Below are 26,279 nucleotides of genomic sequence, written 5' to 3'. Positions count from 1 at the left end.
GCTGGTCATCGCGCAGTGCTGTGCTAGCATTTGGCAAAGCAACGCAAGGAGCGAAAAATGGGTTTGAAATATCTACACACGATGGTGCGCGTCAAAGACCTTGAGGCATCAATGGCGTTTTATGCCCTGCTGGGCCTTAGGGAAACCAAACGTCACGACAGTGATGGCGGGCGGTTTTCCCTTATTTTCATGGCGCCCGAAGGCCAAGAGGAGTGCCCCGTGGAACTGACCTACAACTGGGACGGCGATGATGGACTGCCAAGCGACAGCCGCCATTTCGGGCATCTGGCCTATGAAGTGGACGACATCTATGCCACCTGCCAGCACCTGATGGACAATGGTGTGACCATCAACCGCCCGCCGCGTGACGGGCATATGGCCTTTGTGCGCAGCCCCGACAATATCTCGATCGAATTGCTGCAAGCCGGTGACGCGCTGCCTGCGCGCGAACCCTGGGCCAGTATGGAAAACACCGGCCATTGGTAGGCGCGCGCGCCATACCGGCCGCCGCAATTCTGGCGTTGGTCGCCAAAGGTGCGGCGGCCGCGCCGTGCCGCCTTGCCCTGCTACTGGCCATCGACGTGTCGTCATCGGTGGATCAATCCGAGGATGCGTTGCAGCGCGGCGGGTTGGCTGCCGCGCTTGTCGCACCCGATGTTGTGGCCGCGTTTTTGGCCAGCGATGCGCCCGTCGCACTTGCCGCATTTGAATGGAGCGGGCGCTATAATCAGGCGGTGCTGCTGGACTGGACAATGATCAGATCCCCCGCTGACCTGACCGATGCAGCACTGGCGATTTCCCGCACAACCCGCAGTCATGACGACTATCCCACAGCACTGGGCCATGCCCTGGCCCATGGTGCCACGGTGCTGGAACAGGCCCCTTATTGTGACGCGCAGGTCATTGATATTGCCGGTGACGGGATCAACAACGAAGGCTTTGCCCCTGCCCAAGCCTATGCGCATTTCCCGTTTGAAGGTGTCACGGTCAACGGGCTTGTGGTGCTGGACGGCAGTGATGACGCCAGGCTGTTGGGATATTATCAGCGCGAGGTGATGCGCGGGCGGCTGGCTTTTGTGGAAACGGCGCGCGGGTTTGCCGATTACGAAAACGCGATGCAACGCAAGCTGTTGCGCGAGTTGAGTGTGCGTATCATCGGTCTGCGGACAGGTGCCCCGCGCGGCGCAGCAGGTCCAGCCGGGTGATCCGCCTTGCTGCCTTGTTCTGGTGCCTTGCCGCACCTGCGCTGGCGCAAACGGGATGCCGTCAGGCGCTGGCCCTTGGGCTGGATGTGTCGGGATCGGTGGATGCGCGCGAATATCGCCTGCAGCTTGACGGGCTGGCGGCGGCCTTGAACAGCGCGCCGGTGCGCGAGGTGCTGCTTGCCCCGTCAAATGCACCGGTGCGCATCGCCATCTTCGAGTGGAGCGGGCCGCACGACCAGTATCTGATCCTGCCGTGGCGCGAAATCACGGACGAGGCCGCTTTGATTGACGTGATCGCCACCCTTGCGTCAACGACACGCCGCCCAGCGCAACCGACAACGGCCCTTGGGCCGGCAATCCTGACAGGGCTTGGCCTGCTCGAGCAGCAGCCCACCTGCTGGAAACGCACGCTGGATATGTCCGGCGATGGCAAGGCCAATACCGGCACACGCCCGCAAGACATTCCCGATGGCGCAATTCCATCCGATGTCACGATCAACGGGTTGGTGATCGGGCACGACGACCCTGGCCATGATCTGCAAATCAGCGAACTGTCGGCCTACTATCAAAACTATGTCGTGCGCGGCCCGCAGGCGTTTGTGGAAACGGCACTGGGATTCGAGGATTACGCGGCGGCCATGACCCGCAAGTTGCTGCGCGAACTGGCCAGCTTCGCCATCGGCAGCGCGACCCCCTAGTAGATATAGCGGATTTGATCGGTCCAGTAGCGTTCGACGCGGCGCAGGGCGGTTGTAATGTCTTCGATACCGGCCATGTCCAGCACACCGCGCCCCTGCAACCCTTCGGCATGACCCGCGAACAAACGCGTGACCACATCGCGAATGCGCCGCCCCTTTTCCGTCAGGCGCACACGGACCGACCGGCGGTCAATTTCGCAGCGCTGATGATGCATAAAGCCCATTTCAACCAGTTTTTTCAGGTTATAGCTGACGTTGCTGCCCTGATAATAACCGCGCGATTTAAGTTCACCCGCCGTCACCTCGTGATCGCCGATGTTGAACAGCAACAGCGCCTGCACGGCGTTGATTTCGATCACGCCTACCCGTTCAAATTCGTCCTTGATCACGTCAAGCAACAACCGGTGAAGGCGTTCGACCAGCGTCAGCGATTCCAGATAGCTGGTCATGAATCCGGCGTCGATCGCCGTTTTGGCCGGTGCGGCCACGTCAGAATGAAGGCTCATGCGTGTTACTCCGTCAACATTTGTCGGGGTATGTCTGGGGCATAAAACCCAACAACCCGTTAAACGATGATAGAAATTTGCATGAATTACGGTTCGGGTTTCACAATCCCGTTCGCGCGCGCCGCGATCCGCGCGATCAATGGGCCATAGGGCGCAGGGGTTTGCACCTGCCCTGACACCCATTGATAAAGATCGTGATCATTTTCGCCCAAAAGCCGATCATAAAGATCGACCTCCGCCGCGCCCAGATCCGCCAGTTCCGCATCGGCAAAAGCCACAAGGATCAGGTCCATTTCCTTGATCCCGCGCCGCATGGATCGCATCCGCAGCCGTTTCAGGCGGGTTTCGGCGCTTTCGCTCATGCAGGTTCGCGCAGGGCAGCGCGCAGGCGCTTTTCCAACTGGCCAAGGCGTTCGGCGCTTTGGGTCATCTGCGTGCGCAAGCCGCGCATTTCCGCCAGAATCCCCGCAATATCGGCCTGTGCCTCGTCTGCGTCCATTGGCGCATCCGGCCCCGTGCCATTGCCTGTCAGCAGCCACGACATTGACACACCCAGAACGCCCGCAAGCATCTGCAACTTGTTTGCGCGCGGCTCGTTCAGGTCTTCTTCCCAGTTGCGCAGGGTGCCCAGTTTGATGCCCAGTTTCTTGGCCAATGCCTTTTGGCTGAGCCCCGTGCTTTCGCGCGCGCCTGCGACACGGTCACCAAAGGTTGCGGTTTCTTCGCTGAACCAGCCAGCGTCGTCTGACTTTTCCATGACATCGTTCATCGCATGTTCCTTGCTGCTTGATCGGGTCGGTTGTGCACCATATGACACGCGCAACCAAAGGATTCCACATGAGGCCGACCATGTCTTTTCTTTCCGCGACACTTGACCGCGTCAAACCATCGCCCACCATCGCCGTGACGACCAAAGCCCAAGAGCTCAAGGCGGCAGGGCGCGACGTGATCGGCCTTGGCGCGGGCGAGCCGGATTTCGACACGCCCGACAACATCAAGGCCGCCGGCATCGCCGCAATCAACGAAGGCCGCACGAAATACACGGCCGTCGATGGCATCCCCGAACTGAAACAGGCGATCTGCGCCAAGTTCAAGCGCGACAACGCCCTGACCTATACGCCCGATCAGGTGACGGTGGGCACGGGAGGCAAGCAGGTTCTTTACAACACCTTCACGGCCACATTGAATCCGGGCGACGAGGTGATCATCCCTGCCCCCTATTGGGTCAGTTACCCCGATATGGTGCTGCTGGCGGGTGGTGAACCGGTGTTCATCGCCGCCACGCTAGACGCGGATTTCAAGATCACGGCGGCCCAGCTTGAGGCGGCAATTACACCGAAAACCAAGTGGTTCCTGTTCAATTCGCCCTCCAATCCCACAGGGGCGGGCTATTCATGGGATGAACTGCGCGCACTGACGGATGTGTTGCTGCGCCACCCGCACGTTTGGGTGCTGACCGATGATATGTATGAACACCTCGCTTACGGTGATTTCACATTCTGCACGCCCGCGCAGGTGGAACCGCAACTGATAGACCGCACGCTGACAATGAATGGTGTCAGCAAGGCCTATGCGATGACCGGCTGGCGCATCGGCTATGGCGCGGGGCCAAAGCATCTGATCGCCGCGATCCGCAAGGTGCAGTCGCAATCCACATCCAACCCCTGCACAATCAGCCAGTGGGCCGCTGTCGAGGCCCTGAACGGCACGCAGGATTTCATCGCCCCCAATAACGAGATGTTCGTGCGCCGCCGCGATCTGGTCGTGCAGATGCTGAACGCCGCCGAAGGGATCGTCTGCCCGCGCCCCGAGGGTGCGTTCTATGTCTATCCCGACATTTCCGGCTGCATCGGCAAAACAACGCCCAACGGCGTTGTGATCGACGATGACGAAGTGTTTGCCACCGCCCTGCTGGATGACACGGGCGTTGCCGTGGTGTTTGGCGCTGCCTTTGGTCTTTCCCCAAACTTCCGCGTCAGCTACGCTACATCCGACGAGGCACTGAAAGAGGCCTGCACACGGATCCAGGGGTTTTGTGCGGGGCTGACGTAAGGGGTAACGATGTCGGCAGACCTACCAGACTATTACTTCCGTGTGCGCGAGAACGGGGCGGCGGTGTTTCGCGTGGACACCGAGAACCGCCAGCGCCGGATCGAGATGGACCAGATTGCCGTCATCAATATCAAGAACGGCGAAGTGAAACCACATGGCGACCGCGAGTTGTCCGAGGCCGATGTCGCCCGCATCCAGGACTGGATGGCGCACCGCACCGCCCTGCTGGCCCAGCGCGACATCGACGATATCCACCGCGCGGTAGATTACCTCAATATCACGACGCAATGGGTGCAGTCCAAGGCCAGCGACGAACAGCTTGAGGACGTGACCGATGCCCTGCTGTTGGCGATGCACGATTTGCGCTCGGTGCTGGTGCGCAAAAAGGCGGACCGGTTGCTGGATAAATCCTGACCCGCAAGATCACGCAAGCGAGGCCCACCATCACCGACGTGCGCGACCAATACGAGGCCTTCCCCTACCCCGCCCGCGATCCCGCGGACGAGGCCAAGCGCCTGATCACCGGATCGCCCAGCCACCCGCTTGAGATGGATCACTGCCTTTGGGGCGGCGCGCGCGACTGGTCGAAGCCCCTGCGTGTGCTGGTGGCGGGGGGGGGCACCGGTGACGGGCTGATCCAGCTGGCGCAGATGATGGCCAGCGCCAACCGCCCGGCGCAGATCACCTATATCGACCTGTCCACTGCCGCACGCGCGGTGGCCGGGGCCCGCGCCAGGATGCGCAACCTCACCAATATCACCTTCCACACAGGCAGCCTGCTGGACGCGCCTGATTTCGGTCCGTTCGATTACATCGACTGCTGCGGCGTGTTGCACCACCTGCCCGACCCGGCCGCCGGATTTACCGCTTTGCGCGCCGCCCTTGCGCCGCATGGCGGTCTGGGCTTCATGGTCTATGCGCCCTATGGTCGATCTGGGGTCTATCCGTTGCAAGAGGCCTTTGGCGCGCTGTTTGCCGATATGCCAGCGTCACAGCGCGTGACGGCGGCCAAGTCCGTCCTTGCCACCCTGCCCGCGGGCCATCCGTTCAAGTGTAATCCCAATCTGGGCGATCACACGATTGGTGACGCTGAATTTTACGATCTTTTGTTACATAGTCAGGATCGCGCCTTTGACGTGCCTGCCCTGCTGCAAATCCTGAATGAAACAGGGTGGGAACTGGCCAGCTTTGCCTATCCGGGTCTTTACGATTTGGCGCGCCTTGCGCCAGCCCCCGAAGGCATGCCCGCCACCACAGCCATGGCCGTGGCCGAAAAACTGCGCGGCACGATCAAGACCCACGTGGGCTATGCGCGCGCGCACCCCGCCCCCGTGCCCGACCCCGATACACGCATCCCGCATCTGCACGGCGTGCCTGCGGCGAAACTGGCGCAGGCCATCGCCAATGGGCGTGCACCCGCCATGACGGTGGAACGCGAACGGGTCCAGATCACCCTGCCGCCTGAAACCGCGCCCCTGATCGCGCAGATCGACGGGCGGCAACCACTGGCGCGGCTATACAAAACAACCGGGCTTGCCCCGACAGAGGCGCGCGCACTCTGGTCCCTGATCGAAAGCCAACTGTCACCTTGGGGCGTGCTGCTTTATTCGCGGTTTCTGGTCTGACGTGCCCCACATTCTTTTGTTCAAAAATACTCAAGCAACCGCGGGCAACTAATCCTAACTGATATGGACCGAGCGCCCCCAGAACCGCCAGCCCAACAAGGCGGCGGCGCAACCAAGCCCGACCGTCAGGCCCAGCCACAACCCCTGAGGGCCGAAATCCAGTGTAAAGGCCAGCAGGTAGCTGACCGGCATGCCGATCACCCAATAGCTGACAGTGGCCAGCCACATGGGCACAGCCGTATCCTGCACGCCGCGCAACAGCGACAGGGCGACGATCTGCGCGCTGTCAACGAACTGGAACAGGGCGGCCAGCATCACCAGCGTGATCCCCAGCCCCAGCAAGGCGTCGCGCTGTGGTTCGGTCGGGTCAATGAACAGCGACACCAGCGTGCCGGGGATCAACAGGAACAACGCCACGACAATCACACCAAAGGCCGTGGACACACCAAAGGCCGAAACAGCGCCCATGCGCAGCGCCACCTCGTCGCGCCGCCCGTAGTGCCCGCCCGCGCGGATTGTCGCGGCCTGTGACATGCCCACATGGAACATGAACATGAATGCGGTCAGTTGCAGGGCGATGCCATGCGCGGCCAGTTCGATCTCGCCGATCCAGCCCATCATGATGGCGCTGGCCGTGAACAGCCCGCTTTCGGCCAATGACGTGATGCCAATCGGCAGGCCAAGGGCAAAGACCTCGCGCAGGGCTTCCCAGTCGCTTTTCCAGATGCGTTGGAACAGGCTGTAATCGGGGCGTTTCCACTGCACATAGGCAACCAATGCCACGACCTGCACGATCTGGATGATCACCGAGGCAAGTGCCGCGCCGCGTATCCCCAGTTCGGGCGCGCCCAGATTGCCGAAAATCAGCGCGTAGTTCACCACGGCATTGCACACCAGTGCGGCCAGCGTGATCCACAGTTGCACAGCCGTCAGGTGCAGCGCCCCAAGGAATGACCGCACGACCTGCGCGGCCAGCGCGGGAAACATCCCGAATACGGCGATGCGCAGGTATTTTTCCGATTCCACCGCCACGACAGGGGTTTGCCCGATCGCGAGCATGATTTCCTCGGCCCACCACAAGAGCCCGACCGCCAGAACGCCATAAGCCGCGCTCAGCCACAGGGCCATGCGCGTGATCCGGCGCGCGCGCACCTCGTCGCCTTCTTCGGCAGCGGCGGCGACCATGGGCACGACCGCATAGCCAAAGCCCGCCCCGACGATAAAGATCACGAACCACACCGATGTGGCGATGGTGGCGGCGGCAAGGGCCGTCACATCATACCAGCCCAGCATGATCGTGTCGGTCATGTGGATCGAAAAGCCCGCCACGCTCGCGCCCACCAACGGCAGGCCCAGCGCCAAAAGGCGCGTGACATGCGCTCGGTAGGTTTGCGCAGGATAGGGGTGATCAGGGGCTTGCATCAGATATGCTTAGGGCCAAAGCTGGGGCAGGTCCATATCCCAAAGGTGCCGCCAATGTCCGACCCCTATGCCAGCCTGATCAGCGATGCGCGCGCGTTCTTTGCGGCGCTGTCCAAAAACAACAAACGCGACTGGTGGCTGGAAAACAAAGACACATACGACACCAAGCTGAAGGCACCCGCGCTGGCGTTACTTGATGACATATGCCCGCCGCTGGCGGACCTGACGGGCGAGGCGATCACCCCAAAACTGTTCCGCCCGCACCGCGATGTGCGCTTTTCCAAGGACAAGACCCCCTATAACACCCACCTGCATATGATGTGGAGCGTGGCTGGCGGTGGCCGTCAGGACCCGGTGTTCTTTTTCGGGATTGCGCCCGAATACGTCACCGTGGGCGCGGGAATGATGGGCTTTGACAAACCCGTGCTGGAAGACTGGCGCAAGTTTGTTGATCTGGACGGGCCACGCGTTGCGGGGATCATCGACAGCGTTGCAGCCCAAGGGTTCACCGCGCGCGAACCCGCTTTGAAACGAGTGCCGCTCGCTTACGCCGCCGATCACCCGCAAGGCGACTTGCTGAAACACAAAGGCTTTGTGCTGTCAGGCGAATTGCAGCGCAGCGGCTCATTGACCGACGATCTAAGCCGCGCGTTTACCCAGCTTTGGCCGCTCAATGATCTGCTGATCAGTATCGCCTCTGCCTGATTGTTGCTTCAAGCGATATACAGTTGACGCCATCATCTTGATCAGAAAATCTATTAACCTGCACGTCAACTCTATGGAAGAGAAACGATAGCTATGACAAAACTAAACTTCCGCCAAAATTATTGGCTTCGTATGGCTATTGACGATTTTTTTGTTGTCCCAGCCATTCTTGTTATTCTCTCAACGCTGCTTTGGGCTTCTCCTCTCAAAGCAGGCGACGCCGAACTCATCGATTCAGACTTCCTTTTCTTTGGTCAAACCGATGGTCCCTTGCGGGTTTCCGTTCTGCAACCCGTGCCTGGCTTTTGGGAAAACCTGCGACGGCTTGATCAAGACATTGGCATTCTTGAGATTTCTGACGAATGGCACAATTTTTCAGATGCAGATATATGGGTGTTCTTTCTTGAAAATGGGAATGATAAGGTTTTTGTCCCAATTGCACTTCAAGGTTTACTAGCTGAAAGCTACGCAAGTGAGGGTGTTTCGAATATATCTGGTGTCAGTATGGATGTTCGCGGAATCCCGCGAAAAATCCTGATTATGTTTAATTTCCTAGATAAATTTGGCGCGCCAGGCCCTGCACCCACCGGCTGTCTTTCGGCCGTATTCTTATATGGAGAACTTGTTCTACCGGTCGATTTTCACAAGTTCGATGAAATAGATCACTGTAACGATATAGAGCAGTGAAACGAGGGGGCGTGGTCGGGACATTGGTTGGGATTTCTATGGACTTGGCTTTTTGTAGCGGGACTTAGGCCGTTCCCCTAACACATCACGCCACGAATGGCGGGGCTTGAACCCGACCAAATGCTTGGCCTTGTCGTTTGCAAAAAATGTCTCGTTTGGTCCCATCTCGCGATTTTGCGGCACGCCCTGATAGAACTGCGCGATGACCTGATCCGAGGTAATCCCGACCGACATATCGTCGTTGCTGACGTTGAACACCTCAAATCCAAGACCATCCGTTTTCAGGCAACACGCCACCATCTGACCCAGATCGCGGGCGTCGATATAGGCAAAGATGTTGCGCCGCCGTGTCGCCGGATCGGCCATGAAGGCCGGAAAGTTTTCTGCGTATTCATGGGGTTCGATGACGTTGTTGATGCGTAGCCCGTAAATGTCGATGCCGCTGCGCGCCTGAAAGCTGCGCGCGCAGACCTCGTTGGCGACCTTGGACATGGCATAGCTGTCGTGGGGAATGGTCGGGTGGTCCTCGTCGACGGGAATGTAGTCAGGCTTCTTTTCACCATGGGCAAAACAGATGCCGTATGTGGTTTCCGAACTGGCAAAGATCACCTTTTTGATCCCCAGCCGCACTGCCGCGTCAATCACGTTGTAGGTGGACATGGTGTTGATGCGAAATGTCTCGTTGTCGGGGCGCATCATGATGCAGGGGACGGCGGCGAAATGCACTACGGCGTCATAGGCAGGCTTGCCACCCTTTGCGTCCAATTCGTCAAAATCCGCATAGGCCGACATGGCGTTGAACACCTGCCCCGCGTCCGTCAGATCGACGTTGAGCGTATCACCCCCCGGTGCCGGATCAGCCGCCAGATCGACGTTGATAACGCGATGCCCAAGGCCGCGCAGATAGGCGACCGCGTGTTTGCCAGCCTTGCCGCTGCCGCCAGTGAAAAAGATACGCATGTGTGTGCCCTTTCGTTGCTTGCGGGCAGCCTAGCAGAACATCGCGGCGTGGCGAGGGGGCGGCGCGGCTAATTTCGGGGTTTGGGTGCTTTCACACGGCCCTGCCCTCTGCCATACTGACGCATAATCAAGAAACGCGAGCGAGCATCACATGGCCAACGACCTTTTGGCGGGACACGAACCGACCGATTATGACGCCTCATCCATCGAGGTGCTGGAGGGGCTTGAACCCGTCCGCAAACGCCCCGGCATGTATATCGGCGGCACCGATGAACGCGCGCTGCATCACCTTGTGGCCGAGGTGCTGGACAACTCCATGGACGAGGCCGTGGCGGGCCATGCCAACCGGATCGAGGTTGAACTGAACGCCGATTATTCCATCACCATCCGCGACAATGGCCGTGGCATCCCGATTGATCCCCACCCGAAATTCCCCGACAAATCCGCGCTCGAGGTGATCCTGTGCACCCTGCACGCGGGCGGGAAATTTTCCGGCAAGGCCTATCAGACATCGGGCGGTTTGCACGGGGTTGGCGCGTCAGTCGTGAACGCATTGTCGGATTCCATGGTCGTGCAGGTCGCGCGCAACAAGGTGATCTATGAACAACGCTTTTCGCGCGGCATCCCGCTGGGGCCGGTCGCACAGGTCGGCACCGCCCCCAACCGGCGCGGCACGACCGTCACATTCCACGCGGACGAACAGATTTTCGGCGCGCACCGGTTCAAACCCGCGCGCTTGCTGAAATCCATCCGTTCCAAGGCCTATCTGTTCAGCGGCGTCGAAATCCGCTGGAAATCCGCGATTGCGGACGGCGACACGCCAATGGAGGCCACATTCCACTTTCCGGGTGGTCTGGCGGATTATCTGGGCGAAACGCTCGGCGCCGCCACCACCTATTCGGAAAAACCCTTTGCGGGCACTGTCGATTTTCAGGACAAATTCAACGTCCCCGGCAAGGTCGAATGGGCGATCAACTGGACGCCCGCGCGCGACGGCTTCATCCAGTCCTATTGTAACACCGTGCCGACACCCGAAGGCGGCACCCACGAGGCCGGTTTCTGGGCGGCGATCCTCAAGGGCGTCAAGGCGTATGGCGAGCTGGTCAACAACCGCAAGGCCAAGGACATCACCCGCGACGACCTGATCACGGGTGGCTGCGCGCTGGTCAGCTGTTTCATCCGCGAGCCGGAATTTGTCGGCCAGACCAAGGACCGTCTGGCCACGACCGAAGCACAGCGGTTGGTGGAAAATTCGGTGCGTGACCACTTTGACAACTGGCTGGCGGCAGATACGAAATCCGCCGGTGCGATCCTTGATTTTCTGGTGCTGCGGGCCGAGGAACGCCTGCGCCGCCGTCAGGAAAAGGAAACCGCGCGTAAATCGGCCACGAAAAAGCTGCGCTTGCCCGGCAAGCTGACCGATTGCACGTCCAAAACCCGCGAGGGGACGGAACTGTTCATCGTCGAGGGCGACAGCGCTGGCGGGTCCGGCAAGGGTGCGCGTGATCGCAACACGCAGGCGCTTTTGCCGCTCAAGGGTAAAATCCTGAACGTGCTGGGCGCGGCCAGCAACAAGCTGACGACCAATCAGGAAATCAGTGACCTCTGCGAGGCTTTGGGCGTCGGCATGGGCACCAAATTCAACCTTGATGACCTGCGCTATGACAAGATCATCATCATGACCGATGCGGACGTGGACGGGGCGCATATCGCCGCCTTGCTGATGACGTTCTTCTTTACCCAGATGCGCCCGCTGATCGACAACGGGCATCTGTATCTGGCCTGCCCGCCGCTTTATCGCCTCACGCAAGGGGCGAAACGGATTTACGTGGCCAATGACGCGGAAAAAGACGCGCTGATGGAGGCAGGACTGGGCGGCAAAGGCAAGATCGACGTGCAGCGCTTCAAGGGTCTGGGCGAGATGGACGCGAAAGACCTGAAAGAAACGACGATGGACCCCACATCGCGCAAACTGATCCGCGTGTCGATTGACGAGGACGAGCCGGGCGAAACAGGCGATCTGGTGGAGCGGCTGATGGGCAAAAAGCCGGAACTGCGGTTCCAGTATATTCAAGAGAACGCGCGGTTTGTTGAGGAGTTGGATGTTTGAGTGAGGGACGTGAATTAGTATGAAGAAATTTCTTGTCTGGACCGTTGTCGGCTTAGCCATCTTGCTGGTTTTGGTGGCACTACTCGGAATTTTATATGGTTTTTGGATAGTCGGATCGACGATTTGGTATGGGGCAAGAGAACTCAAACCAGAGGTCTTTGTACCGCTCTCCATAACTGTCTTGACCGCAATCCTTGGTCTTAGCGCAACGCTTTATTCACAAAATAGAATTCGGAAACGTGAGATTGAGGCGGCCTACCGTGAACGCAAAGTTGAGATATACTTGGACTTCTTGAAGACACTTGAGAGTTTATTTGTCGCGGCAAAACCGGACCTTGGACAGGAACCCATTGATCAGAACGCGCTTGTACTAAAGTTAATGGATATTCGAACAAAAGCGGTGCTATGGGGATCAACTGGAGTCCTGCAAGCGCTTAGCGACTTAACTAAGATGGGTGACGCACCGAGCCCGCGGTCCATGTTTAGAGTTATGGAAAGAATTCAACGCGAGATGCGGCGCGACTTGGGTCTTTCGAACTTTGGGCTTGCGCAAGATTTCTTTTCAAAAATGGCTCTAACCGACCCTGACGAGTTAGACAAGTTGCAGTAATTTCCAATTGCGCCCGCCCCGGTGGGGGCGGTTCGGGCGCTGCCAAATCTTTGATTTGGCATGGGGTGCGTAATTGTGTTGGTCGTTGCACGGCGGGACAAGTCCCGCCCTACGGGGCAATTCGTAGGGCGGGGTTTAACCCGCCATCCCCCGTGCAGAGACGCATCGCCATCCCCCTGTGCAAATCACGCCGCCATCCCACTTGAAAGACTCCCCGCAAAGGCGCACATTCCCCGTGCAGGTCGCGCCAACCCGCGCGCCCGCTGCCTCATCGGCTGCATCGCCCTGATCCGTCAGGCAACCCTGCCCCCCTGAGCATCGACCCGATGGGCAACCGCCGTTCGGGAACCGTTGTGAGAAAGGGACACCCCATGTCCAAGGAAAAGAACCGCGGTAACCGCGAGACCAAGAAACCCAAAAAAGAACAACCCAAAGTGCTGGCCACAGCCAATAGCGGCGCCAAGGACGGCACCGTGATCGCGGGTAAAAAGGTCAAGTAACCCTAGCCGAAGTGATCGGTGTATTTCACCATTGGCTGCGCGTAATAGGCTGCAAACCCATCGCCACGCGGGCTGATGCAGAGTGACCCGAAAGGCTGCCATCCGTCATGGATGGCGGCCGAGACCTTCTTTTCCAAAGCGCGGGAGTCCTCGTTGCTGAGGATCGCGTAGTCGGTGATGTGATGCCCGCTCACCGCTGTATCCCTTCAAGATAAGCCACCAGATCGGCGATCACGCGACTGGTCATGATCGGCTGGCCGGACGGTGCCTTGAGCGGCGTATCATCGCCCAAAAAGAAGTCGCCAAAAACCGGCATCTCGGACCCGTGGGCGACCAGCGGGTCGCGCCCGTCAATCCGCCAGACCACGCGGGTTGTCGGGAAAATGCCGTCGTTTTCGGCTGCGAGCGCCGTCAGATCAGGCGGCTGCACGACCATCGCAGGGGCCATCGGGCCATTGCCCGTGGCATCCATCCCGTGACAGGTGGCGCAATGTTGCAGGTAAACCCCCTGCCCCTCGGTCGCATCCTGGGCCAGCACGGGTGTCGCGACCACGCAGGCCGCCAATATCAGGTGTCGCATTATGCCCTCCTATTGCTGGATGCTTTCAAGGTAGTTGGATAGGGCCAGAAGCCGCGCAGGCACCGGTGTGCCGATCCCGTCCTGTTCAACGATCACGGTCGCGCCCATATCGCCTGCGCCAAATTCCGGCATGGCCGCGCTAAAGTGTTCGCCGCGGGTGTAGCCATCAATCGTCGACATCACGAAATCACGGGGATATTGGCCGCCATAACGCTGGGTCATTGTGGTCAGATCCGGTGGCACGCGGATCAGCTCGCGCCCGAAATCGCCCTCGCCACGGGCGTCCGTGCCGTGACAGGCCGCGCAGTCTTGCTGGAACGCCACGGCCCCCGCCTCAATGGACACATCGGTGGATTGTGCGACACAGCCGGCAAGGGCCAGCGTGGCGATGATGATCGTTGCATACCGCATGGTAAACTCCTTTGTTGCCACAAGTTTGCGCCCTTGCAGCGCTATTCACCTTGATCTGGATCAGCCGCGCGTTAGGCTGGCGGATATGCGCCTGATTATCATAGCATTGGTGTTGCTGGCCGGGTGTGGCCGCGCCCTGTCCGAGGGCGAGATACGGCTGACAGCCGACGTTATGGGGCCATCACTGGACACCGCGCCAATCCACATGTCGCGCAACCCATTCATCGGCTTGTCAACATCCACATATGCGGTGCGCCCGCCCGTGACATGCCGCGAGCGGATCGCGCCAACACCCACGGGGCCGACCTTTACCGCCCGCACCGCTGGTGTGGTGCTGTTCAACCGCGTGCTGACAAGCAACGACTGGACCGCGCCGGATTATCTGCCCAACTACCCCGAGGCGATCAACGTCGTCGCCGCGATGTATTTCGCACACGAGATGACCCACGTCTGGCAATGGCAGAACCGCGCGGTGACAGGTTATCACCCACTGCGTGCCGCCGCCGAACACAGCCGCAGCGATGATCCCTATCTATTTGATCCAGCAGGGGATATTCCATTCTTGCAAATGGGATATGAGCAACAGGCGTCACTGGTCGAAGAATACGTCTGTTGCCGCACGATCGCGCCCGAGGGTGCGCGTACGCAGCGTTTATGGCAAAAACTGTCCGAGGTGTTGGAGGTCACACCACCGTTGCAATCATCCCGCCCGACCCGCGTCACCGGCATTGCCGCGGGCGCAGACCTGAACGGCATTTGCGACTGATCAGTTGATCGACAGGCCGCTGATTTCGCCGCGAATGGTCGAATTGGTATCATCGCTATCGGCAGACACGGCCAGCCCGACCAGCGCCCCGGCCGACCCACCGAATGCACGGGCATAATCGCCCGCCAGATCGACGTTTTCGCTAAAGCTGCCGGTGCCGGACGGGCGGCGGACAATCGTCTTGCCGCGCGGCCCCAAATACGGAGAGGACAGCACATCACCGCGCCCGTGCGCACCACCCCAGACATAGACCAGAACGCGGGCCTGTTCGTTATTGAGCAGGCTGCGGATCGACCCGCCCTCGCCGATACGCTCGGCCTCGGCCTGCGGCAGGAACACGAAGTAAAGCGACAGGTTGCGATCATCCCCGCCTTTGCGCGTCAGGTCGGTCGCAGGGACACTTTCGCTGACCGCCCAGGACCAACTGGCGCTTGTCGCGCCCCATGATCCGGCGGGCAGCTGGCGATATGTCATCGAAGCCGCATCATCCGAGGAGACGCTGAGGCGGCTACCCGAAAAGCCGTAGTCGACCTGCGCGAACAGTGAAAACCGCTGTTCTGTCCAGCCGTTGAAGCTGATGGATTGTGCCGCGAGGGGGGCAGCGGCAAGAAGGATCGGCAGGGCGAGGGCAAACGAGCGCATGGGGCAACCTTTCAAATCTGTGATGGATTTGACCATAGCCCACGCCCGAAACCACTCAACCGTTGCCACAGGCCTTTCACGCGAATGTCAGCCCTGCGTGAGGGTCTGCACCTGCGCCCACAGCGCGTCTGGCACGTCGATTACGTCCATGGCCGTCCGTTGCGCGCCGGGGATGCGCGCGCCATCCTGCTGCGCCACGGCATCGGCCACGCGGGTAAAGCGGTCGCCGAAATCATCGCCGTAAGTTGTCGGGTCCAGCAGGATATAGAACTGTCCCAACCCGTGCGGCGGCCCGTCGGGCAGTTTCAGCCCCTTCACATCCAGCGAATTGACGCTGCCCGTCATGCCAGCGGCCAGCAATTCCACCATCAGTCCCAGCCCCCAGCCCTTATAGCCGCCTGCGCTGACCAGCGCGCCCTTCAGCGCGGCTTCTGGGTCGGTCGTGGGGTTGCCATTAATGTCAACGGCCCAGCCCGGCGGGATCTTTTCGCCCGCCGCCTTGGCCATGGTGATCTTGCCCAGCGCCACGGCCGAGGTCGAAAAATCGAAATGCATGCGTGGCACGCCATCCCCCGGCACGGTCATCGCGATGGGGTTGGTGCCGATTACGGCGGCGTTGCCACCGGGCGGCGCGACCACGGGTGAGGCATTTGTCATACCGATACCGATCAGCCCTTGGGCGGCGATCTGTTCGGTAAAGAACCCGACAGATGTGCAGGTATGGGCGTGGGCCACGGCAAGGGTGGCCACGCCATTGTCGCGGGCGGCTTTCAGTGCCGCAGGCAGGCCACGGGTGAATGCGGGCTGGGCAAAGCCGAACTGTGCATCAACCAGAACCGCGCCGCCGCGCGGCTGGCTGACAACCGGTTCCACAGTGCCGTTCACGCGGCCCGAGGCCAGCTGCGTGCAATAGCTTTCAAGGTAGTAAAGTCCGCAAATCACATTGCCCAACGCCTCGGCGCGGGCCACGGCGCGGGCAACTTCACCGGCTTGAAATTCCCCTGCGCCATGGGCGATCAGGGCGGTGCGGCTGGCGCTTTCAATTTCGGTGACGGCAATTTTCATGTGACGATCTTTCCCTGTTCAAGGCGCACCGTGCGGTCCATCCGCGCGGCCAATTCAAGGTTGTGCGTGGCGATCACCGCCGACAATCCGGTATCGCGCACGAGGTCCATCAGTGCGCCGAACACTACATCGGACGTGCCCGGATCAAGGTTGCCGGTAGGTTCATCAGCCAGCAATAGACGCGGCTGATTAGCCAGCGCGCGACAAAAAGCGACGCGCTGTTGTTCGCCCCCCGACAGGGCGGCGGGGCGATGGCTGGCGCGCGCGCCCACGCCCACCTGATCCAGCAATTTCTGCGCGCGGTTCTGTGCCGCACCCTGCGCCACGCCATTGGCCAGTTGCGGCAGCACGATGTTTTCAAGCGCGCTGAATTCCGGCAGCAAATGGTGGAACTGATAGATGAACCCCACCTGATTGCGCCGCGCAGATGTGCGCTTGCGATCGCCCAGATTTGTCATGTCAACACCGCTGATACTGACCTGCCCCGCATCGGGCGTATCCAGCAATCCGGCTATATGCAGCAGGGTGGATTTGCCCGCACCCGACGGGGCGACCAAGGCCACGACTTCGCCTTTTTGCACTTGCAGATCAACGCCTTGCAATACGGTCACTGCATTGGGCTTGCCATGGTTATAGGCCTTGGTAACGCCTTGGATATTCAGGATCAGATCACTCATAGCGCAGCGCCTCGACAGGGTTCATGCGCGCAGCGCGGCGGGCCGGAAACAGGGTCACGATCCATGACAGGGACAGCGACAGGACAACGGCGGACAGCACATCGCGCAGTTCCAGTTTCGCGGGCAGTTTATAGATGCCACGGATCGACGGATCCCAGACACCGCCCTGCCCCATCGCGTTCACAAAGCTGAAAATCGGGTCGATATACAGCGCAAACAAACAGCCGAATATCACGCCGATCACAGTGCCAATTGTGCCGATACTGGCCCCGCAGATGAAAAAGACACGCAGCACCGATCCTTCGGACAGGCCCATCGTGCGCAGGATGCCGATGTCGCGCCCCTTGTTTTTTACCAGCATGATCAGGCCGGAAATGATGTTCATCGACGCGATCAGCACAAGGATGGAAAGGATCACGAACATCACGTTGTCCTCGACCTCCAAAGCGCGCAGGAAACTGCCACTGGATTGTTGCCATGTCCAGGGGATTGCGCTGTCGCCCGCAGCGGCGATGATGGCGGGGACATGCACGTCGACAGTATCGGGGTCCGTGACCATCACTTCGATTTCATCCGCAAAACCGTCCTTGTTAAAGAACGACTGCGCCTCGGCGAAAGGCATGTAAATACGTGTGCTATCAATGTCATAGCGGCCTGCGGTAAAGATATACACCACCTCGTAGGCACCGGTGCGGGGGCTGGTGCCCATGGCCGTGCGCACGCCATTGGGGGAAATCACGCGGATGCGGTCGCCCACGGTAATACCCAGTGTGCGCGCCACGCCGGACCCCACGGCGATCCCTTCGTCAAAGCGTTCAATCTGCCCCATGCTTTCTTCGGGGGCGGCGATGCGGGGGATGCCGGACAGGTCTTGGGCCGAAATTCCATATACCTCGACGCCGGTGTTATACTGGCCCGCATTGGCCATGACCTGCGCCTTGACCAAGGGGGCGGCGCGCACAACATCCGGCACGGCTTCGATACGGTCGGCCATTGCCGCGTAGTCTTCGATCTGGCGCAGGATGATCGAGGTGTTCGGCACCACCTCGCCGCGCGGATAGACCGTCACATGGGCGTTGGCCCCGACGATTGTGTCAACGAATTCAGCGCGAAAGCCGCTGCGCACCGCCAGCGTGGCAATCAGTGCAAACACGGCCAGCGCAATACCAATCAGCGATATCCACGTCATCACGCTAACGCCACCCTCGGCGCGTTTGGCGCGGATATAGCGCCAGGCGATCATCCATTCAAAGCGGGAAAACGGGGCGGTCTGGCCTGCCATCTGCTGCACCTTTGTGGTTTTGGGGATCACCTAATGGGGCGCGGGGGCAAAGGTCAACGCCCTAGCCCTTGATCAGCGAGCGGGTGCCGCCTTGGGACTGCCCCATTCCCTTGAAGTTTTCATAGAGTCGATCCACCGCACGGAAATATGTGCGCCAGGGATCGCCGCCGGGGTGAATGGCCTGCGCCAGCGCGTCGACCCCGTGCGGTGGCGGGGCGGCGCGCGCGGTTTCATCAATCAGGAACGAGGTGGTGAACAAGTAGGTCAGCATCTCGATCATGTGGCGCTGCATGATCCCAGCGAATTCATCAACGCGAATGCTGCGATCGGCTATCAGCGCATCCAGATGTGCCTGCAACGCAGCAAGGCTTCCGTCACCGGGGCGTGTGGCTGGGTCAGTGCGCATAGGGTGCAAGTGGGTGCGGATATTGATGAAAGGGCGCGTATCTGGCGGATGAAACACGACAGGTTTGGCGTGGCGCCCGTAGATTTCGATGAACAGGTCAAGCCATTTGAACACGCGTTCCAGCGCCTCATCGGGGCTATCGCTGATCGCTTCCAGCCAGTCACCCCAACCGGCCCCGCCGTCCCACAGTCCGCGGTGGTCACGCCCGTAGTAGCCGATGAAATGTTCGCGCGCGCGCTGGACAAAGTGCATCCCGTGGCGCGCGGGATGGATAGCGTTGCCGTCCTTGTCGCGTTCAACGGGGGCAGTTTGCTGGGCGGTTTCCCATGCGGTCAGATCACGGTGCAGGCGCGCGGTGCCGCCCTTGCCTGCGTAATCTGATGGATCGTCGCGCAGGGCGATCATCCAGCCAATCAGATCATCGCCCGCGTCAATCAATAGTGGTTGCCCGCCGATTGCAGCGGGGTAAGGGCCGCCGGATCAGCCACTGCCTTGCCTGCCGCCGCCCAGAGCAAACCGCGACGCAGCATTTCATACGCGGGGCCGTCTGCGATCACATCGGCGTGGTGGCCCAGCGCGTTGTAATAGACCCGTCCCTGCCCCCAGGCCCGTGTCCACGCCACGGGCATATCGACGGGGCCGTTGGGGGAATGATACCAATCGACAGTCGGAAAACGGGTGGTGGCCAGCACGTGATTAGCGGGGTCCACGTGCAGGTAGTATTGTTCGGAACTGACGTCGAAATCAGCGATCCCCGCGACCAGTTCATGATCGGGGTCGGTGATGTTCACGCGATAATCGACGCCGTCCCCACCCGGGTGCGCGACCCAGTTCGCGCCGGTCATGAATTGCCACAGGGTTTGGTCGCGAAAGGCATCGCACATCCCGCCATGACATCCCGCAAGGCCCGTGCCATGGGCCACGGCCTCGCTGACGTTGGCGACCTGTTCGCGGGTGGCTTGCGCCATGGTCCAGACCGGCACGATCAGATCATAGTCGCGCAAGCCTTTGGCATCGTTGAAGCATTCAAGGCTGTCGGTGACGGTGACATCCATCCCCACGCCTTCCAGCATCGCGTGGAAAATCGCGGCGACCTGTTCGGGTTCATGGCCGTCCCAGCCGCCCCAGGTGATCAATGCGCGCATTACATCCATGTGTGGAACGACCGGTTTGCCATGGGTTCAACATCGGCGTGGCCTTTGACGGGCACATGCGGGGCGAAAATCTTAGCGATTTTCGTGACGGCCTGTTTTGGCGTCATTTCTTCGGATGTGCCGGTGCGGCGGCAGGTCACTTCAACAACGCCGTTCTTCAGCCCGCGTGGCCCGACCGTAATCCGCCATGGCAGGCCGATCAGGTCCATCGTGCCGAATTTTGCGCCGGCACGTTCGTCGCGGTCGTCATAAAGTGGTTCAAGGCCAAGTGCTCCAATTTCGCGGTAAAGGTCTTCGCAGGCCGCATCGGCTGCCGCGTCACCGGACCGCATGTTCAGGATACCCACATGGAACGGGGTCACGCCTTCGGGCCAGATGATGCCGTTTTCGTCGTGGCTTGCCTCGATGATCGCGCCCAGCAGACGGGACACGCCGATACCGTGGCTGCCCATATGCACCGCGACTTTTTCACCCTCGCCGTTATCGACAAGCGCGCCCAAGGCATCCGAGTATTTCGTGCCGAAATAGAAAATCTGCCCGACTTCGATGCCGCGCGCGGTTTTGCGGCGTTCTTCGGGGATGGCGTTGAACAGCGCTTCATCGTGGGTTTCGTCTGTGCGCGCGTATTTAGTGGTGAATTCCTCCATTACGGCGGCGCAGGCGGCCTTGTCGTCATAATCAATCTCGCGGTCGCCGAAAGTCAGGTCAGTGACGGCGCTGTCATAAAACACCTCGCTTTCGCCCGTTTCGGCAAGCACCAGAAATTCGTGCGTATCCTCGCCACCAATCGGGCCGGAATCCGCACGCATCGGGATCGCCTTGAGACCCATGCGTTTGTAGGTGCGCAGGTAGCTGACCAGGTGGCGGTTGTAGGCGTGCAGCGCGTCCTCTTTGGTCAGATCAAAGTTATAGCCGTCCTTCATCAGGAATTCGCGGCCCCGCATCACGCCAAAGCGCGGGCGGACCTCGTCGCGGAATTTCCACTGGATCTGATACATGGTCAGCGGCAGGTCTTTGTAAGACGACACATTGGCGCGGAAAATATCCGTCACCAGTTCTTCGGCCGTGGGCGTAAACAGCATGTCGCGGCCACCGCGGTCCTTGATACGCAGCATTTCGTCACCGTAAGCATCATAGCGGCCACTTTCACGCCACAGGTCCGCCGATTGGATCGTCGGCATCAGCATTGCCAGATGGCCCGCGCGCGCCTGTTCCTGATGCACGATATTTTCGATCTTTTTCAGAATCTTATAGCCCAGTGGCAGCCACGAATAGATGCCCGCGCTGGCCTGTTTGATCATGCCCGCCTGCAACATAAGGCGGTGACTGACGATCTGCGCCTCGCGCGGCGTTTCTTTGAGAACGGGAAGAAAATAGCGGCTCATGCGCATGGGGGTGGACCCTTTTGGACTACGGTTTCGCGACAGGTTTACGGATCGCCCGCGCGCGGTGCAAGCGCGCATAACGTGCCAAAACGCGCCTTGGATCAAAGATTTCAACCATATGACAGCTGCGCGAGGGATGTGAACCACGCGGGCTGACCCCCCGTAACCTTTTCATATGCAATTTCGCATGAACCAAAAATTGGGATGGACACATGAATATCTTTGCAAAACTCACCGCCGCCGCTGTGCTGGGCACAACCGTTGCAAGTGCTGCCACCGCCGACACGATCGTTGACATCGCTGTGGCGGACGAACGGTTCAGCACGCTGGTCGCCGCTGTTACCGCCGCCGGTCTGGTCGAAACGCTGCAGGGGCCTGGCCCGTTCACCGTTTACGCGCCTGTGAATGATGCCTTTGCCGCACTGCCGGAAGGCACAGTCGAGACCCTGCTGATGGAAGAAAACAAGGGCCAGCTGACCAATGTGCTGCTTTACCACGTGGATGACCGCCTGCTGCGCGCAGCGGATATTCCCAGCGGGTCCAACTACTTCAAGCCGGTTCTGGACAGCGAGCGCCTGTGCATCACCGCTGGTGCGGGCGGCGTGACAATCGCTGACGGCACGGGCGAAATGGCCAATGTGATCATCGCCGACATCGTTGCCGAAAACGGGGTGATCCATGTGATCGACAAAGTGTTGCTGCCCGGCACACGCCCTGCCTGTCACTAAGATCGCGATCTGAACAGGAAAGGCCCCGCCGCGTCGGGGCCTTTTTCTTGCATCCTGCCTGCGCATCGCCCATTTAGGGCAGGTATAAGCGCGCGGGGGCAAAATGGCATTTCCGGTTCAACAGCAAGTCAAATACTGGAGCATCGCCACAGCGGTTTTCCTTGTGGTTCTTTGGTATCTGGGTGATGTGATCTTGCCTTTCATACTTGGTGGTGCCGTCGCCTATTGCCTTGATCCGATTGCCGATCGACTTGAGAAATGGGGCCTGAGCCGGATCATGGCGACAGTGACGATCACGCTGGTTGCAATCCTGATTTTTGTGGTTGCGATCTTGCTGATCATTCCAACGCTGATCCAGCAGACCGGACAATTGATCAACACCGCACCTGACCTGTTCACAAACCTGCAAAGCTGGCTCACCGAAAAATTTCCGCAGTTGATGGATGCGGACAGCACGATCCGCCAGCAACTGGTGTCGATCGGAGAAACGATCCAGTCCAAGGGCGGCGATCTGGTCAACTCGGTGGTCAATTCTGCGCTGTCGCTGGTCAATGTGCTGGTGCTGATTGTCGTCGTGCCGGTTGTGACGTTCTATCTGTTGCTGGACTGGGACAATATGGTCGCCAAGGTCGATGAATTGCTGCCGCGTGATCACGCCCCTGTAGTGCGCGACATCGCCAGCCAGATTGACCGCACACTGGCGTCTTTCATTCGCGGCCAAGGCACTGTTTGCCTGATCCTTGGCAGTTACTATGCCGTTTCGCTGATGCTGGTGGGCCTGAATTTCGGGTTGGTAGTTGGATTTGTCGCCGGATTGATCACCTTTATCCCATACGTTGGCGCGCTTGTCGGCGGTATTCTGGCCATCGGTTTGGCGCTGTTCCAGTTCTGGGGGGAATGGGCCTGGATTGCCGCCGTGGCAGGCATATTCGGGTTCGGTCAGTTCCTTGAGGGGAACATCCTGACGCCGAAACTTGTGGGAAACAGTGTCGGCTTGCATCCGGTCTGGCTGATCTTTGCGCTATCTGTATTCGGGTCGCTGTTCGGCTTTGTGGGCATGCTTGTCGCCGTGCCGGTGGCGGCAATGCTGGGTGTGATCGCCCGTTTCGGTATCGCCGAATACAAGAAGGGGCGCCTTTACAAGGGCCTGTCGGACAAAGACTGAATGGCACAGCAGCTTTCCTTTGACTGGCCCACCCGTGTGGCGCTGGAACCGGATGATTTCTTTGTCTCGGACGCAAATGCGGCAGCCTATGCCATGGTCAGCGATTGGGAAAACTGGCCCGATGGCAAACTGGCGCTGATCGGGCCACAAGGGTCGGGCAAAAGCCACCTTGCCCGCGTGTTCCAGCATCTGTCAGGGGCGCAGATCATCGCAGCGCGCGACTTGGGCGATGCAACGCTTGCGCCGCCCGAAGCCCCCTGTCTGGTCGTCGAGGATGTCGAAACCCTGCCCCATGCAGGCGAAGAATGGCTGTTTCACGCCCATAACCACCTGCGCGCAACCGGTGGGCGGCTGTTGGTGAGTGCTGCTAGCGCCCCGACCCGCTGGAACATCGCATTGCCTGATCTGGCCAGCCGGATGCAGGGCACAAGCGTGATCCGCATCGGCGATCCCGACGATACGCTGCTGGGGGCCGTCCTGATGAAGCAGTTTCAGGATCGCCAGTTGTCGCCCGACCTGCGTGCGTTCAACTACCTGTTGCGCAACATGCCCCGTTCGTTTGAGGCGGTCGCATGGGTCGTCGCCGAACTGGACCATGCGGCAATGGCAGAACAACGGTCGATCACTGTGCCATTGGCAAGGGTCGTACTGGACAAACTGGGCGCGGACGGGCGATAACACGTTACCTTCCCGTTACAGTATTGCGCCATAAGCCCCCGATGACACACGCCGATTTCCTTGACGCCCCCTTTCCCGATCCGGTTGCACTTGACGGTGATCTGTCCGGTCCGGCGCGGTTCGTGAACCGCGAACTTAGCTGGCTGGGCTTCAACTGGCGGGTGCTGGAAGAAGCGGAAAATCCGCGCGTGCCACTGTTGGAACGGCTGCGGTTCCTGTCGATTTCAGCCACCAATCTGGATGAATTTTACACCGTGCGCGTAGCGGGCCTGCGGGAACTGGCCCATGCGGGAAACCTCACCCCATCCATTGACGGGCTAAGCCCCGTCGAACAGCTGGCGCTGATTGACACCAACGCGCGCAGCCTGATGGCGCGCCAGCAAACCGTGTTCCGCGCCCTGACCGCGGAAATGGAACAGGCCGGCATTTCAATCCTGACCCGCGCGGCCCTCACCAAAGATGACAAATCCTATCTCGAGGATGTGTTTCTGGATCAGGTGTTTCCGGTGCTGTCACCGCTGGCCATCGACCCGGCACATCCGTTTCCGTTCCTGCCGAACGAAGGGTTCGCGCTGGCCCTGCAACTGGAACGCACGACCGACAAACGCCCGCTGCGCGCCATGCTGCCCGTGCCACACCAGATCGACCGGTTCATTGCATTGCCCAACGAAGGCGATCACCGGTTCCTGCCATTGGAAGAACTGTTGCTGGAACATCTGGGCAGCCTGTTTCCGGGCTACAAGGTCAAGGGCCACTGTGCATTCCGCATCCTGCGCGACAGCGATCTTGAGCTTGAGGACGAGGCCGAAGACCTTGTGCGCGAATTTGAGACGGCACTGAAACGGCGCCGGCGCGGCGAAGTGGTGCGCATGAAAATGTCGGTCGATGCCCCGCCTGCCCTGAAAAAGATGATCATGGCCGAGCTTCACGTGACCGAGGACGAGGTCGTTGAGGTCGACGGGTTGATCGGCGCGTCCGACCTGTCCGAACTGGTGCTGGAAGATCGCCCCGATCTGTTGTGGCCATCCTTCAGCCCGCGCGTGCCCGAACGGGTGCTCGACCACGAGGGCGACATGTTCGCGGCAATCCGCCAAAAGGACATGCTGCTGCACCACCCCTATGAAACCTTTGACATGGTCGTGCGGTTTCTGGCGCAGGCCGCGCGCGACCCTGATGTGGTGGCAATTAAACAGACGCTTTATCGCACATCCAAACGCTCGCCCATCGTCGAGGCGCTGTGCGAAGCCGCCGAAGACGGCAAATCCGTCACCGCTTTGGTTGAACTCAAGGCGCGCTTTGACGAAGCTGCCAATATCCGCCAGTCCCGCCGTCTGGAACGTGCGGGCGCGCATGTGGTTTACGGCTTTATCAACTACAAAACCCACGCGAAAATCAGCACCGTCGTGCGCCGCGAGGGCGACAAGCTGGTCACTTACACGCACTACGGCACCGGCAACTACCACCCGATCACGGCACAGGTTTATACCGATCTGTCGCTGTTTACCTGCGATGCCGCGCTGGGGCGTGACGCGACCAAGGTATTTAACTACCTGTCGGGCTATGCACAGCCCGAAACCCTTGAAAACCTTGCGATTTCACCGCTGACCCTGAAACCCCGCCTGCTGGAAATGATTGCCGCCGAGGCAGAGCATGCGAAGAACGGCAAGCCTGCCGAAATCTGGGCCAAGATGAATTCCCTGATCGAGGAAGACGTGATTGATGCGCTATATGCGGCCAGTCAGGCCGGCGTGAAAATCAGCCTTGTGATCCGCGGCATTTGTGGCCTGCGCCCCGGCATCAAAGGGCTGTCGGACAACATCCGCGTGAAATCCATTGTCGGGCGGTTTCTGGAACACAGCCGCATCGTCTGTTTCGGCAATGGCCATGGCCTGCCGCATAAAAAGGCGCGTGTTTTCATCAGCTCTGCCGACTGGATGGGCCGCAACCTGAACCGCCGTGTCGAAACGCTGGTCGAGGCGACCAACAACACCGTCAAGGCGCAGATCGTCAGCCAGATCATGGCCGCGAACCTGCATGACGTGGCGCAAAGCTGGGTGATGGGGCCGGACGGGGTATTTGCGCGCGAAGACATCCCCGATGGCACCTTCGCGTTCAACTGCCACCGGTTCTTTATGGAGAACCCTTCACTTTCGGGGCGCGGATCGGCAGGTGCGTCAGATGTGCCCAAGCTGACCCATACCGAGGATGATCCAACCGGCAATTGACTTGGGCGGCGTTGAAACGTCATGGTCACGGGGCC

31 protein-coding genes are annotated in these 26,279 nt (G+C 60.0%); 16 read left to right on the top strand and 15 right to left on the bottom strand.

Annotation, left to right across the window (positions count from 1 at the left end):
- The first annotated feature begins 57 nt into the window (after positions 1–57).
- The 3 genes from SJY21_RS15045 to SJY21_RS15035 are packed head-to-tail and all read left to right on the top strand — an operon-like array spanning position 58 to position 1,903.
- Complete coding sequence (locus SJY21_RS15045) at positions 58–486, top strand: VOC family protein (RefSeq protein ID WP_377512530.1); 429 nt, start codon at positions 58–60, stop codon at positions 484–486.
- Positions 480–1,205, top strand: a complete 726-nt coding sequence (locus SJY21_RS15040; RefSeq protein ID WP_377512527.1) for a DUF1194 domain-containing protein — start codon at positions 480–482, stop codon at positions 1,203–1,205. The genes SJY21_RS15045 and SJY21_RS15040 overlap by 7 nt, the downstream gene beginning before the upstream one ends.
- Positions 1,202–1,903 carry a DUF1194 domain-containing protein gene (locus SJY21_RS15035; protein WP_377512524.1) on the top strand — a complete coding sequence of 234 codons (702 nt, stop codon included), beginning with the start codon at positions 1,202–1,204 and terminating at the stop codon, positions 1,901–1,903. The genes SJY21_RS15040 and SJY21_RS15035 overlap by 4 nt, the downstream gene beginning before the upstream one ends.
- Here SJY21_RS15035 and SJY21_RS15030 read toward each other — a convergent pair.
- The 3 genes from SJY21_RS15030 to SJY21_RS15020 all read right to left on the bottom strand — a co-directional run bounded on the left by SJY21_RS15030 (position 1,900) and on the right by SJY21_RS15020 (position 3,178).
- Positions 1,900–2,409, bottom strand: coding sequence for a MarR family winged helix-turn-helix transcriptional regulator (locus SJY21_RS15030; RefSeq protein WP_377512521.1), 510 nt, complete (start codon positions 2,407–2,409; stop codon positions 1,900–1,902). The two genes, SJY21_RS15035 and SJY21_RS15030, sit on opposite strands and share 4 nt — an antisense overlap.
- A gap of 86 nt (positions 2,410–2,495) precedes the next feature.
- Positions 2,496–2,771: a succinate dehydrogenase assembly factor 2 gene (locus SJY21_RS15025; RefSeq protein WP_377512518.1), complete on the bottom strand. Its 276-nt coding sequence runs from the start codon at positions 2,769–2,771 to the stop codon at positions 2,496–2,498.
- Positions 2,768–3,178, bottom strand: coding sequence for a helix-turn-helix domain-containing protein (locus SJY21_RS15020; protein ID WP_377512515.1), 411 nt, complete (start codon positions 3,176–3,178; stop codon positions 2,768–2,770). Before SJY21_RS15020 ends, SJY21_RS15025 begins: the two co-directional genes overlap by 4 nt.
- Before the next feature lie 80 nt (positions 3,179–3,258).
- Here SJY21_RS15020 and SJY21_RS15015 point away from each other — a divergent pair, with 80 nt between their 5' ends.
- The 3 genes from SJY21_RS15015 to SJY21_RS15005 are packed head-to-tail and all read left to right on the top strand — an operon-like array spanning position 3,259 to position 6,086.
- On the top strand, positions 3,259–4,461 hold the full coding sequence (locus tag SJY21_RS15015) for a pyridoxal phosphate-dependent aminotransferase (protein WP_377512512.1): 1,203 nt from the start codon (positions 3,259–3,261) through the stop codon (positions 4,459–4,461).
- 9 nt (positions 4,462–4,470) lie between these two features.
- Positions 4,471–4,875 (top strand): hypothetical protein, encoded by a 405-nt coding sequence (locus tag SJY21_RS15010; protein ID WP_377512509.1) that lies wholly within the window; start codon positions 4,471–4,473, stop codon positions 4,873–4,875.
- A gap of 38 nt (positions 4,876–4,913) precedes the next feature.
- Positions 4,914–6,086 (top strand): class I SAM-dependent methyltransferase, encoded by a 1,173-nt coding sequence (locus tag SJY21_RS15005; RefSeq protein ID WP_377512506.1) that lies wholly within the window; start codon positions 4,914–4,916, stop codon positions 6,084–6,086.
- Between the two features lie 54 nt (positions 6,087–6,140).
- Here the strand turns inward: SJY21_RS15005 and SJY21_RS15000 are convergent, their stop codons facing one another.
- Positions 6,141–7,508, bottom strand: a complete 1,368-nt coding sequence (locus SJY21_RS15000) for an MATE family efflux transporter (protein ID WP_377512503.1) — start codon at positions 7,506–7,508, stop codon at positions 6,141–6,143.
- 54 nt (positions 7,509–7,562) lie between these two features.
- Between SJY21_RS15000 and SJY21_RS14995 the strand changes: the two genes are divergently transcribed.
- Positions 7,563–8,213 carry a DUF2461 domain-containing protein gene (locus tag SJY21_RS14995; protein WP_377512499.1) on the top strand — a complete coding sequence of 217 codons (651 nt, stop codon included), beginning with the start codon at positions 7,563–7,565 and terminating at the stop codon, positions 8,211–8,213.
- Positions 8,214–8,306: 93 nt separating this feature from the next.
- Positions 8,307–8,900, top strand: a complete 594-nt coding sequence (locus SJY21_RS14990; protein ID WP_377512496.1) for a hypothetical protein — start codon at positions 8,307–8,309, stop codon at positions 8,898–8,900.
- A 36-nt stretch (positions 8,901–8,936) separates the two neighbouring features.
- On the opposite strand, the gene SJY21_RS14985 is transcribed toward SJY21_RS14990, so the two are convergent.
- On the bottom strand, positions 8,937–9,860 hold the full coding sequence (locus tag SJY21_RS14985) for an NAD-dependent epimerase/dehydratase family protein (protein ID WP_377512493.1): 924 nt from the start codon (positions 9,858–9,860) through the stop codon (positions 8,937–8,939).
- Positions 9,861–10,011: 151 nt separating this feature from the next.
- Between SJY21_RS14985 and parE the strand changes: the two genes are divergently transcribed.
- From parE to SJY21_RS14970, 3 genes are all read left to right on the top strand, one after another.
- Entirely contained in the window at positions 10,012–11,970 is a 1,959-nt protein-coding gene (gene parE / locus SJY21_RS14980) for a DNA topoisomerase IV subunit B (RefSeq protein ID WP_377512491.1), read from the top strand.
- 19 nt (positions 11,971–11,989) lie between these two features.
- Positions 11,990–12,580: a hypothetical protein gene (locus SJY21_RS14975; RefSeq protein ID WP_377512488.1), complete on the top strand. Its 591-nt coding sequence runs from the start codon at positions 11,990–11,992 to the stop codon at positions 12,578–12,580.
- 371 nt (positions 12,581–12,951) lie between these two features.
- The gene (locus SJY21_RS14970; protein ID WP_377512485.1) at positions 12,952–13,080 is read left to right on the top strand and encodes a hypothetical protein; all 129 of its coding nucleotides are present in this window, start codon (positions 12,952–12,954) and stop codon (positions 13,078–13,080) included.
- 2 nt (positions 13,081–13,082) lie between these two features.
- Here the strand turns inward: SJY21_RS14970 and SJY21_RS14965 are convergent, their stop codons facing one another.
- Genes SJY21_RS14965 through SJY21_RS14955 form a run of 3 tightly spaced genes read right to left on the bottom strand, consistent with a single transcriptional unit; the run spans position 13,083 to position 14,071 of the window.
- Entirely contained in the window at positions 13,083–13,274 is a 192-nt protein-coding gene (locus SJY21_RS14965; RefSeq protein WP_377512482.1) for a DUF1737 domain-containing protein, read from the bottom strand.
- Positions 13,271–13,660: a c-type cytochrome gene (locus SJY21_RS14960; protein ID WP_377512479.1), complete on the bottom strand. Its 390-nt coding sequence runs from the start codon at positions 13,658–13,660 to the stop codon at positions 13,271–13,273. Before SJY21_RS14960 ends, SJY21_RS14965 begins: the two co-directional genes overlap by 4 nt.
- A 9-nt stretch (positions 13,661–13,669) precedes the next feature.
- Positions 13,670–14,071, bottom strand: coding sequence for a c-type cytochrome (locus SJY21_RS14955; RefSeq protein ID WP_377512476.1), 402 nt, complete (start codon positions 14,069–14,071; stop codon positions 13,670–13,672).
- A gap of 85 nt (positions 14,072–14,156) precedes the next feature.
- On the opposite strand from SJY21_RS14955, the gene SJY21_RS14950 reads away from it, so the two are divergent.
- Positions 14,157–14,837: a hypothetical protein gene (locus SJY21_RS14950; RefSeq protein ID WP_377512473.1), complete on the top strand. Its 681-nt coding sequence runs from the start codon at positions 14,157–14,159 to the stop codon at positions 14,835–14,837.
- Here SJY21_RS14950 and SJY21_RS14945 read toward each other — a convergent pair whose 3' ends face one another.
- From SJY21_RS14945 to proS, 7 genes are all read right to left on the bottom strand, one after another.
- Positions 14,838–15,479 (bottom strand): DUF3047 domain-containing protein, encoded by a 642-nt coding sequence (locus tag SJY21_RS14945; RefSeq protein ID WP_377512470.1) that lies wholly within the window; start codon positions 15,477–15,479, stop codon positions 14,838–14,840.
- An 87-nt stretch (positions 15,480–15,566) separates the two neighbouring features.
- On the bottom strand, positions 15,567–16,544 hold the full coding sequence (locus SJY21_RS14940) for an Ldh family oxidoreductase (protein ID WP_377512467.1): 978 nt from the start codon (positions 16,542–16,544) through the stop codon (positions 15,567–15,569).
- Positions 16,541–17,221, bottom strand: a complete 681-nt coding sequence (locus SJY21_RS14935) for an ABC transporter ATP-binding protein (protein ID WP_377512464.1) — start codon at positions 17,219–17,221, stop codon at positions 16,541–16,543. The genes SJY21_RS14940 and SJY21_RS14935 overlap by 4 nt, the downstream gene beginning before the upstream one ends.
- Positions 17,214–18,503, bottom strand: a complete 1,290-nt coding sequence (locus SJY21_RS14930) for a lipoprotein-releasing ABC transporter permease subunit (RefSeq protein WP_377512461.1) — start codon at positions 18,501–18,503, stop codon at positions 17,214–17,216. The genes SJY21_RS14935 and SJY21_RS14930 overlap by 8 nt, the downstream gene beginning before the upstream one ends.
- Positions 18,504–18,564: 61 nt before the next feature.
- Positions 18,565–19,347 (bottom strand): hypothetical protein, encoded by a 783-nt coding sequence (locus SJY21_RS14925; protein WP_377512458.1) that lies wholly within the window; start codon positions 19,345–19,347, stop codon positions 18,565–18,567.
- Entirely contained in the window at positions 19,344–20,054 is a 711-nt protein-coding gene (locus tag SJY21_RS14920) for a ThuA domain-containing protein (RefSeq protein WP_377512455.1), read from the bottom strand. Before SJY21_RS14920 ends, SJY21_RS14925 begins: the two co-directional genes overlap by 4 nt.
- Positions 20,054–21,454 (bottom strand): proline--tRNA ligase, encoded by a 1,401-nt coding sequence (gene proS / locus SJY21_RS14915; protein WP_377512452.1) that lies wholly within the window; start codon positions 21,452–21,454, stop codon positions 20,054–20,056. Before proS ends, SJY21_RS14920 begins: the two co-directional genes overlap by 1 nt.
- Before the next feature lie 206 nt (positions 21,455–21,660).
- Here proS and SJY21_RS14910 point away from each other — a divergent pair, with 206 nt between their 5' ends.
- The 4 genes from SJY21_RS14910 to SJY21_RS14895 all read left to right on the top strand — a co-directional run bounded on the left by SJY21_RS14910 (position 21,661) and on the right by SJY21_RS14895 (position 26,244).
- Positions 21,661–22,176, top strand: a complete 516-nt coding sequence (locus SJY21_RS14910) for a fasciclin domain-containing protein (RefSeq protein WP_377512449.1) — start codon at positions 21,661–21,663, stop codon at positions 22,174–22,176.
- A 103-nt stretch (positions 22,177–22,279) separates the two neighbouring features.
- Positions 22,280–23,341, top strand: coding sequence for an AI-2E family transporter (locus SJY21_RS14905; RefSeq protein ID WP_377512446.1), 1,062 nt, complete (start codon positions 22,280–22,282; stop codon positions 23,339–23,341).
- Complete coding sequence (locus SJY21_RS14900; RefSeq protein WP_377512443.1) at positions 23,342–24,019, top strand: chromosomal replication initiator DnaA; 678 nt, start codon at positions 23,342–23,344, stop codon at positions 24,017–24,019.
- Positions 24,020–24,060: 41 nt separating this feature from the next.
- Complete coding sequence (locus SJY21_RS14895) at positions 24,061–26,244, top strand: RNA degradosome polyphosphate kinase (protein ID WP_377512440.1); 2,184 nt, start codon at positions 24,061–24,063, stop codon at positions 26,242–26,244.
- Positions 26,245–26,279: the final 35 nt, after the last annotated feature.

The sequence above is a fragment of the Octadecabacter sp. R77987 genome, from assembly GCF_042466115.1.
GTDB lineage: Bacteria > Pseudomonadota > Alphaproteobacteria > Rhodobacterales > Rhodobacteraceae > SW4.
This window is presented reverse-complemented; position numbering and strand designations above follow the sequence as displayed.

What these genes read in the sequence shown, in the direction of transcription:
- SJY21_RS15045 (WP_377512530.1), top strand. Translation starts at nt 58, where the DNA reads ATGGGTTTGAAATATCTACACACGATGGTGCGCGTCAAAGACCTTGAG.
- SJY21_RS15030 (WP_377512521.1), bottom strand. Translation starts at nt 2,409, where the DNA reads ATGAGCCTTCATTCTGACGTGGCCGCACCGGCCAAAACGGCGATCGAC.
- SJY21_RS15025 (WP_377512518.1), bottom strand. Translation starts at nt 2,771, where the DNA reads ATGAGCGAAAGCGCCGAAACCCGCCTGAAACGGCTGCGGATGCGATCC.
- SJY21_RS15020 (WP_377512515.1), bottom strand. Translation starts at nt 3,178, where the DNA reads ATGAACGATGTCATGGAAAAGTCAGACGACGCTGGCTGGTTCAGCGAA.
- SJY21_RS15015 (WP_377512512.1), top strand. Translation starts at nt 3,259, where the DNA reads ATGTCTTTTCTTTCCGCGACACTTGACCGCGTCAAACCATCGCCCACC.
- SJY21_RS15010 (WP_377512509.1), top strand. Translation starts at nt 4,471, where the DNA reads ATGTCGGCAGACCTACCAGACTATTACTTCCGTGTGCGCGAGAACGGG.
- SJY21_RS15000 (WP_377512503.1), bottom strand. Translation starts at nt 7,508, where the DNA reads ATGCAAGCCCCTGATCACCCCTATCCTGCGCAAACCTACCGAGCGCAT.
- SJY21_RS14995 (WP_377512499.1), top strand. Translation starts at nt 7,563, where the DNA reads ATGTCCGACCCCTATGCCAGCCTGATCAGCGATGCGCGCGCGTTCTTT.
- SJY21_RS14990 (WP_377512496.1), top strand. Translation starts at nt 8,307, where the DNA reads ATGACAAAACTAAACTTCCGCCAAAATTATTGGCTTCGTATGGCTATT.
- SJY21_RS14985 (WP_377512493.1), bottom strand. Translation starts at nt 9,860, where the DNA reads ATGCGTATCTTTTTCACTGGCGGCAGCGGCAAGGCTGGCAAACACGCG.
- parE (WP_377512491.1), top strand. Translation starts at nt 10,012, where the DNA reads ATGGCCAACGACCTTTTGGCGGGACACGAACCGACCGATTATGACGCC.
- SJY21_RS14975 (WP_377512488.1), top strand. Translation starts at nt 11,990, where the DNA reads ATGAAGAAATTTCTTGTCTGGACCGTTGTCGGCTTAGCCATCTTGCTG.
- SJY21_RS14970 (WP_377512485.1), top strand. Translation starts at nt 12,952, where the DNA reads ATGTCCAAGGAAAAGAACCGCGGTAACCGCGAGACCAAGAAACCCAAA.
- SJY21_RS14960 (WP_377512479.1), bottom strand. Translation starts at nt 13,660, where the DNA reads ATGCGACACCTGATATTGGCGGCCTGCGTGGTCGCGACACCCGTGCTG.
- SJY21_RS14955 (WP_377512476.1), bottom strand. Translation starts at nt 14,071, where the DNA reads ATGCGGTATGCAACGATCATCATCGCCACGCTGGCCCTTGCCGGCTGT.
- SJY21_RS14950 (WP_377512473.1), top strand. Translation starts at nt 14,157, where the DNA reads ATGCGCCTGATTATCATAGCATTGGTGTTGCTGGCCGGGTGTGGCCGC.
- SJY21_RS14945 (WP_377512470.1), bottom strand. Translation starts at nt 15,479, where the DNA reads ATGCGCTCGTTTGCCCTCGCCCTGCCGATCCTTCTTGCCGCTGCCCCC.
- SJY21_RS14940 (WP_377512467.1), bottom strand. Translation starts at nt 16,544, where the DNA reads ATGAAAATTGCCGTCACCGAAATTGAAAGCGCCAGCCGCACCGCCCTG.
- SJY21_RS14935 (WP_377512464.1), bottom strand. Translation starts at nt 17,221, where the DNA reads ATGAGTGATCTGATCCTGAATATCCAAGGCGTTACCAAGGCCTATAAC.
- SJY21_RS14930 (WP_377512461.1), bottom strand. Translation starts at nt 18,503, where the DNA reads ATGGCAGGCCAGACCGCCCCGTTTTCCCGCTTTGAATGGATGATCGCC.
- SJY21_RS14920 (WP_377512455.1), bottom strand. Translation starts at nt 20,054, where the DNA reads ATGCGCGCATTGATCACCTGGGGCGGCTGGGACGGCCATGAACCCGAA.
- proS (WP_377512452.1), bottom strand. Translation starts at nt 21,454, where the DNA reads ATGCGCATGAGCCGCTATTTTCTTCCCGTTCTCAAAGAAACGCCGCGC.
- SJY21_RS14910 (WP_377512449.1), top strand. Translation starts at nt 21,661, where the DNA reads ATGAATATCTTTGCAAAACTCACCGCCGCCGCTGTGCTGGGCACAACC.
- SJY21_RS14905 (WP_377512446.1), top strand. Translation starts at nt 22,280, where the DNA reads ATGGCATTTCCGGTTCAACAGCAAGTCAAATACTGGAGCATCGCCACA.
- SJY21_RS14900 (WP_377512443.1), top strand. Translation starts at nt 23,342, where the DNA reads ATGGCACAGCAGCTTTCCTTTGACTGGCCCACCCGTGTGGCGCTGGAA.
- SJY21_RS14895 (WP_377512440.1), top strand. Translation starts at nt 24,061, where the DNA reads ATGACACACGCCGATTTCCTTGACGCCCCCTTTCCCGATCCGGTTGCA.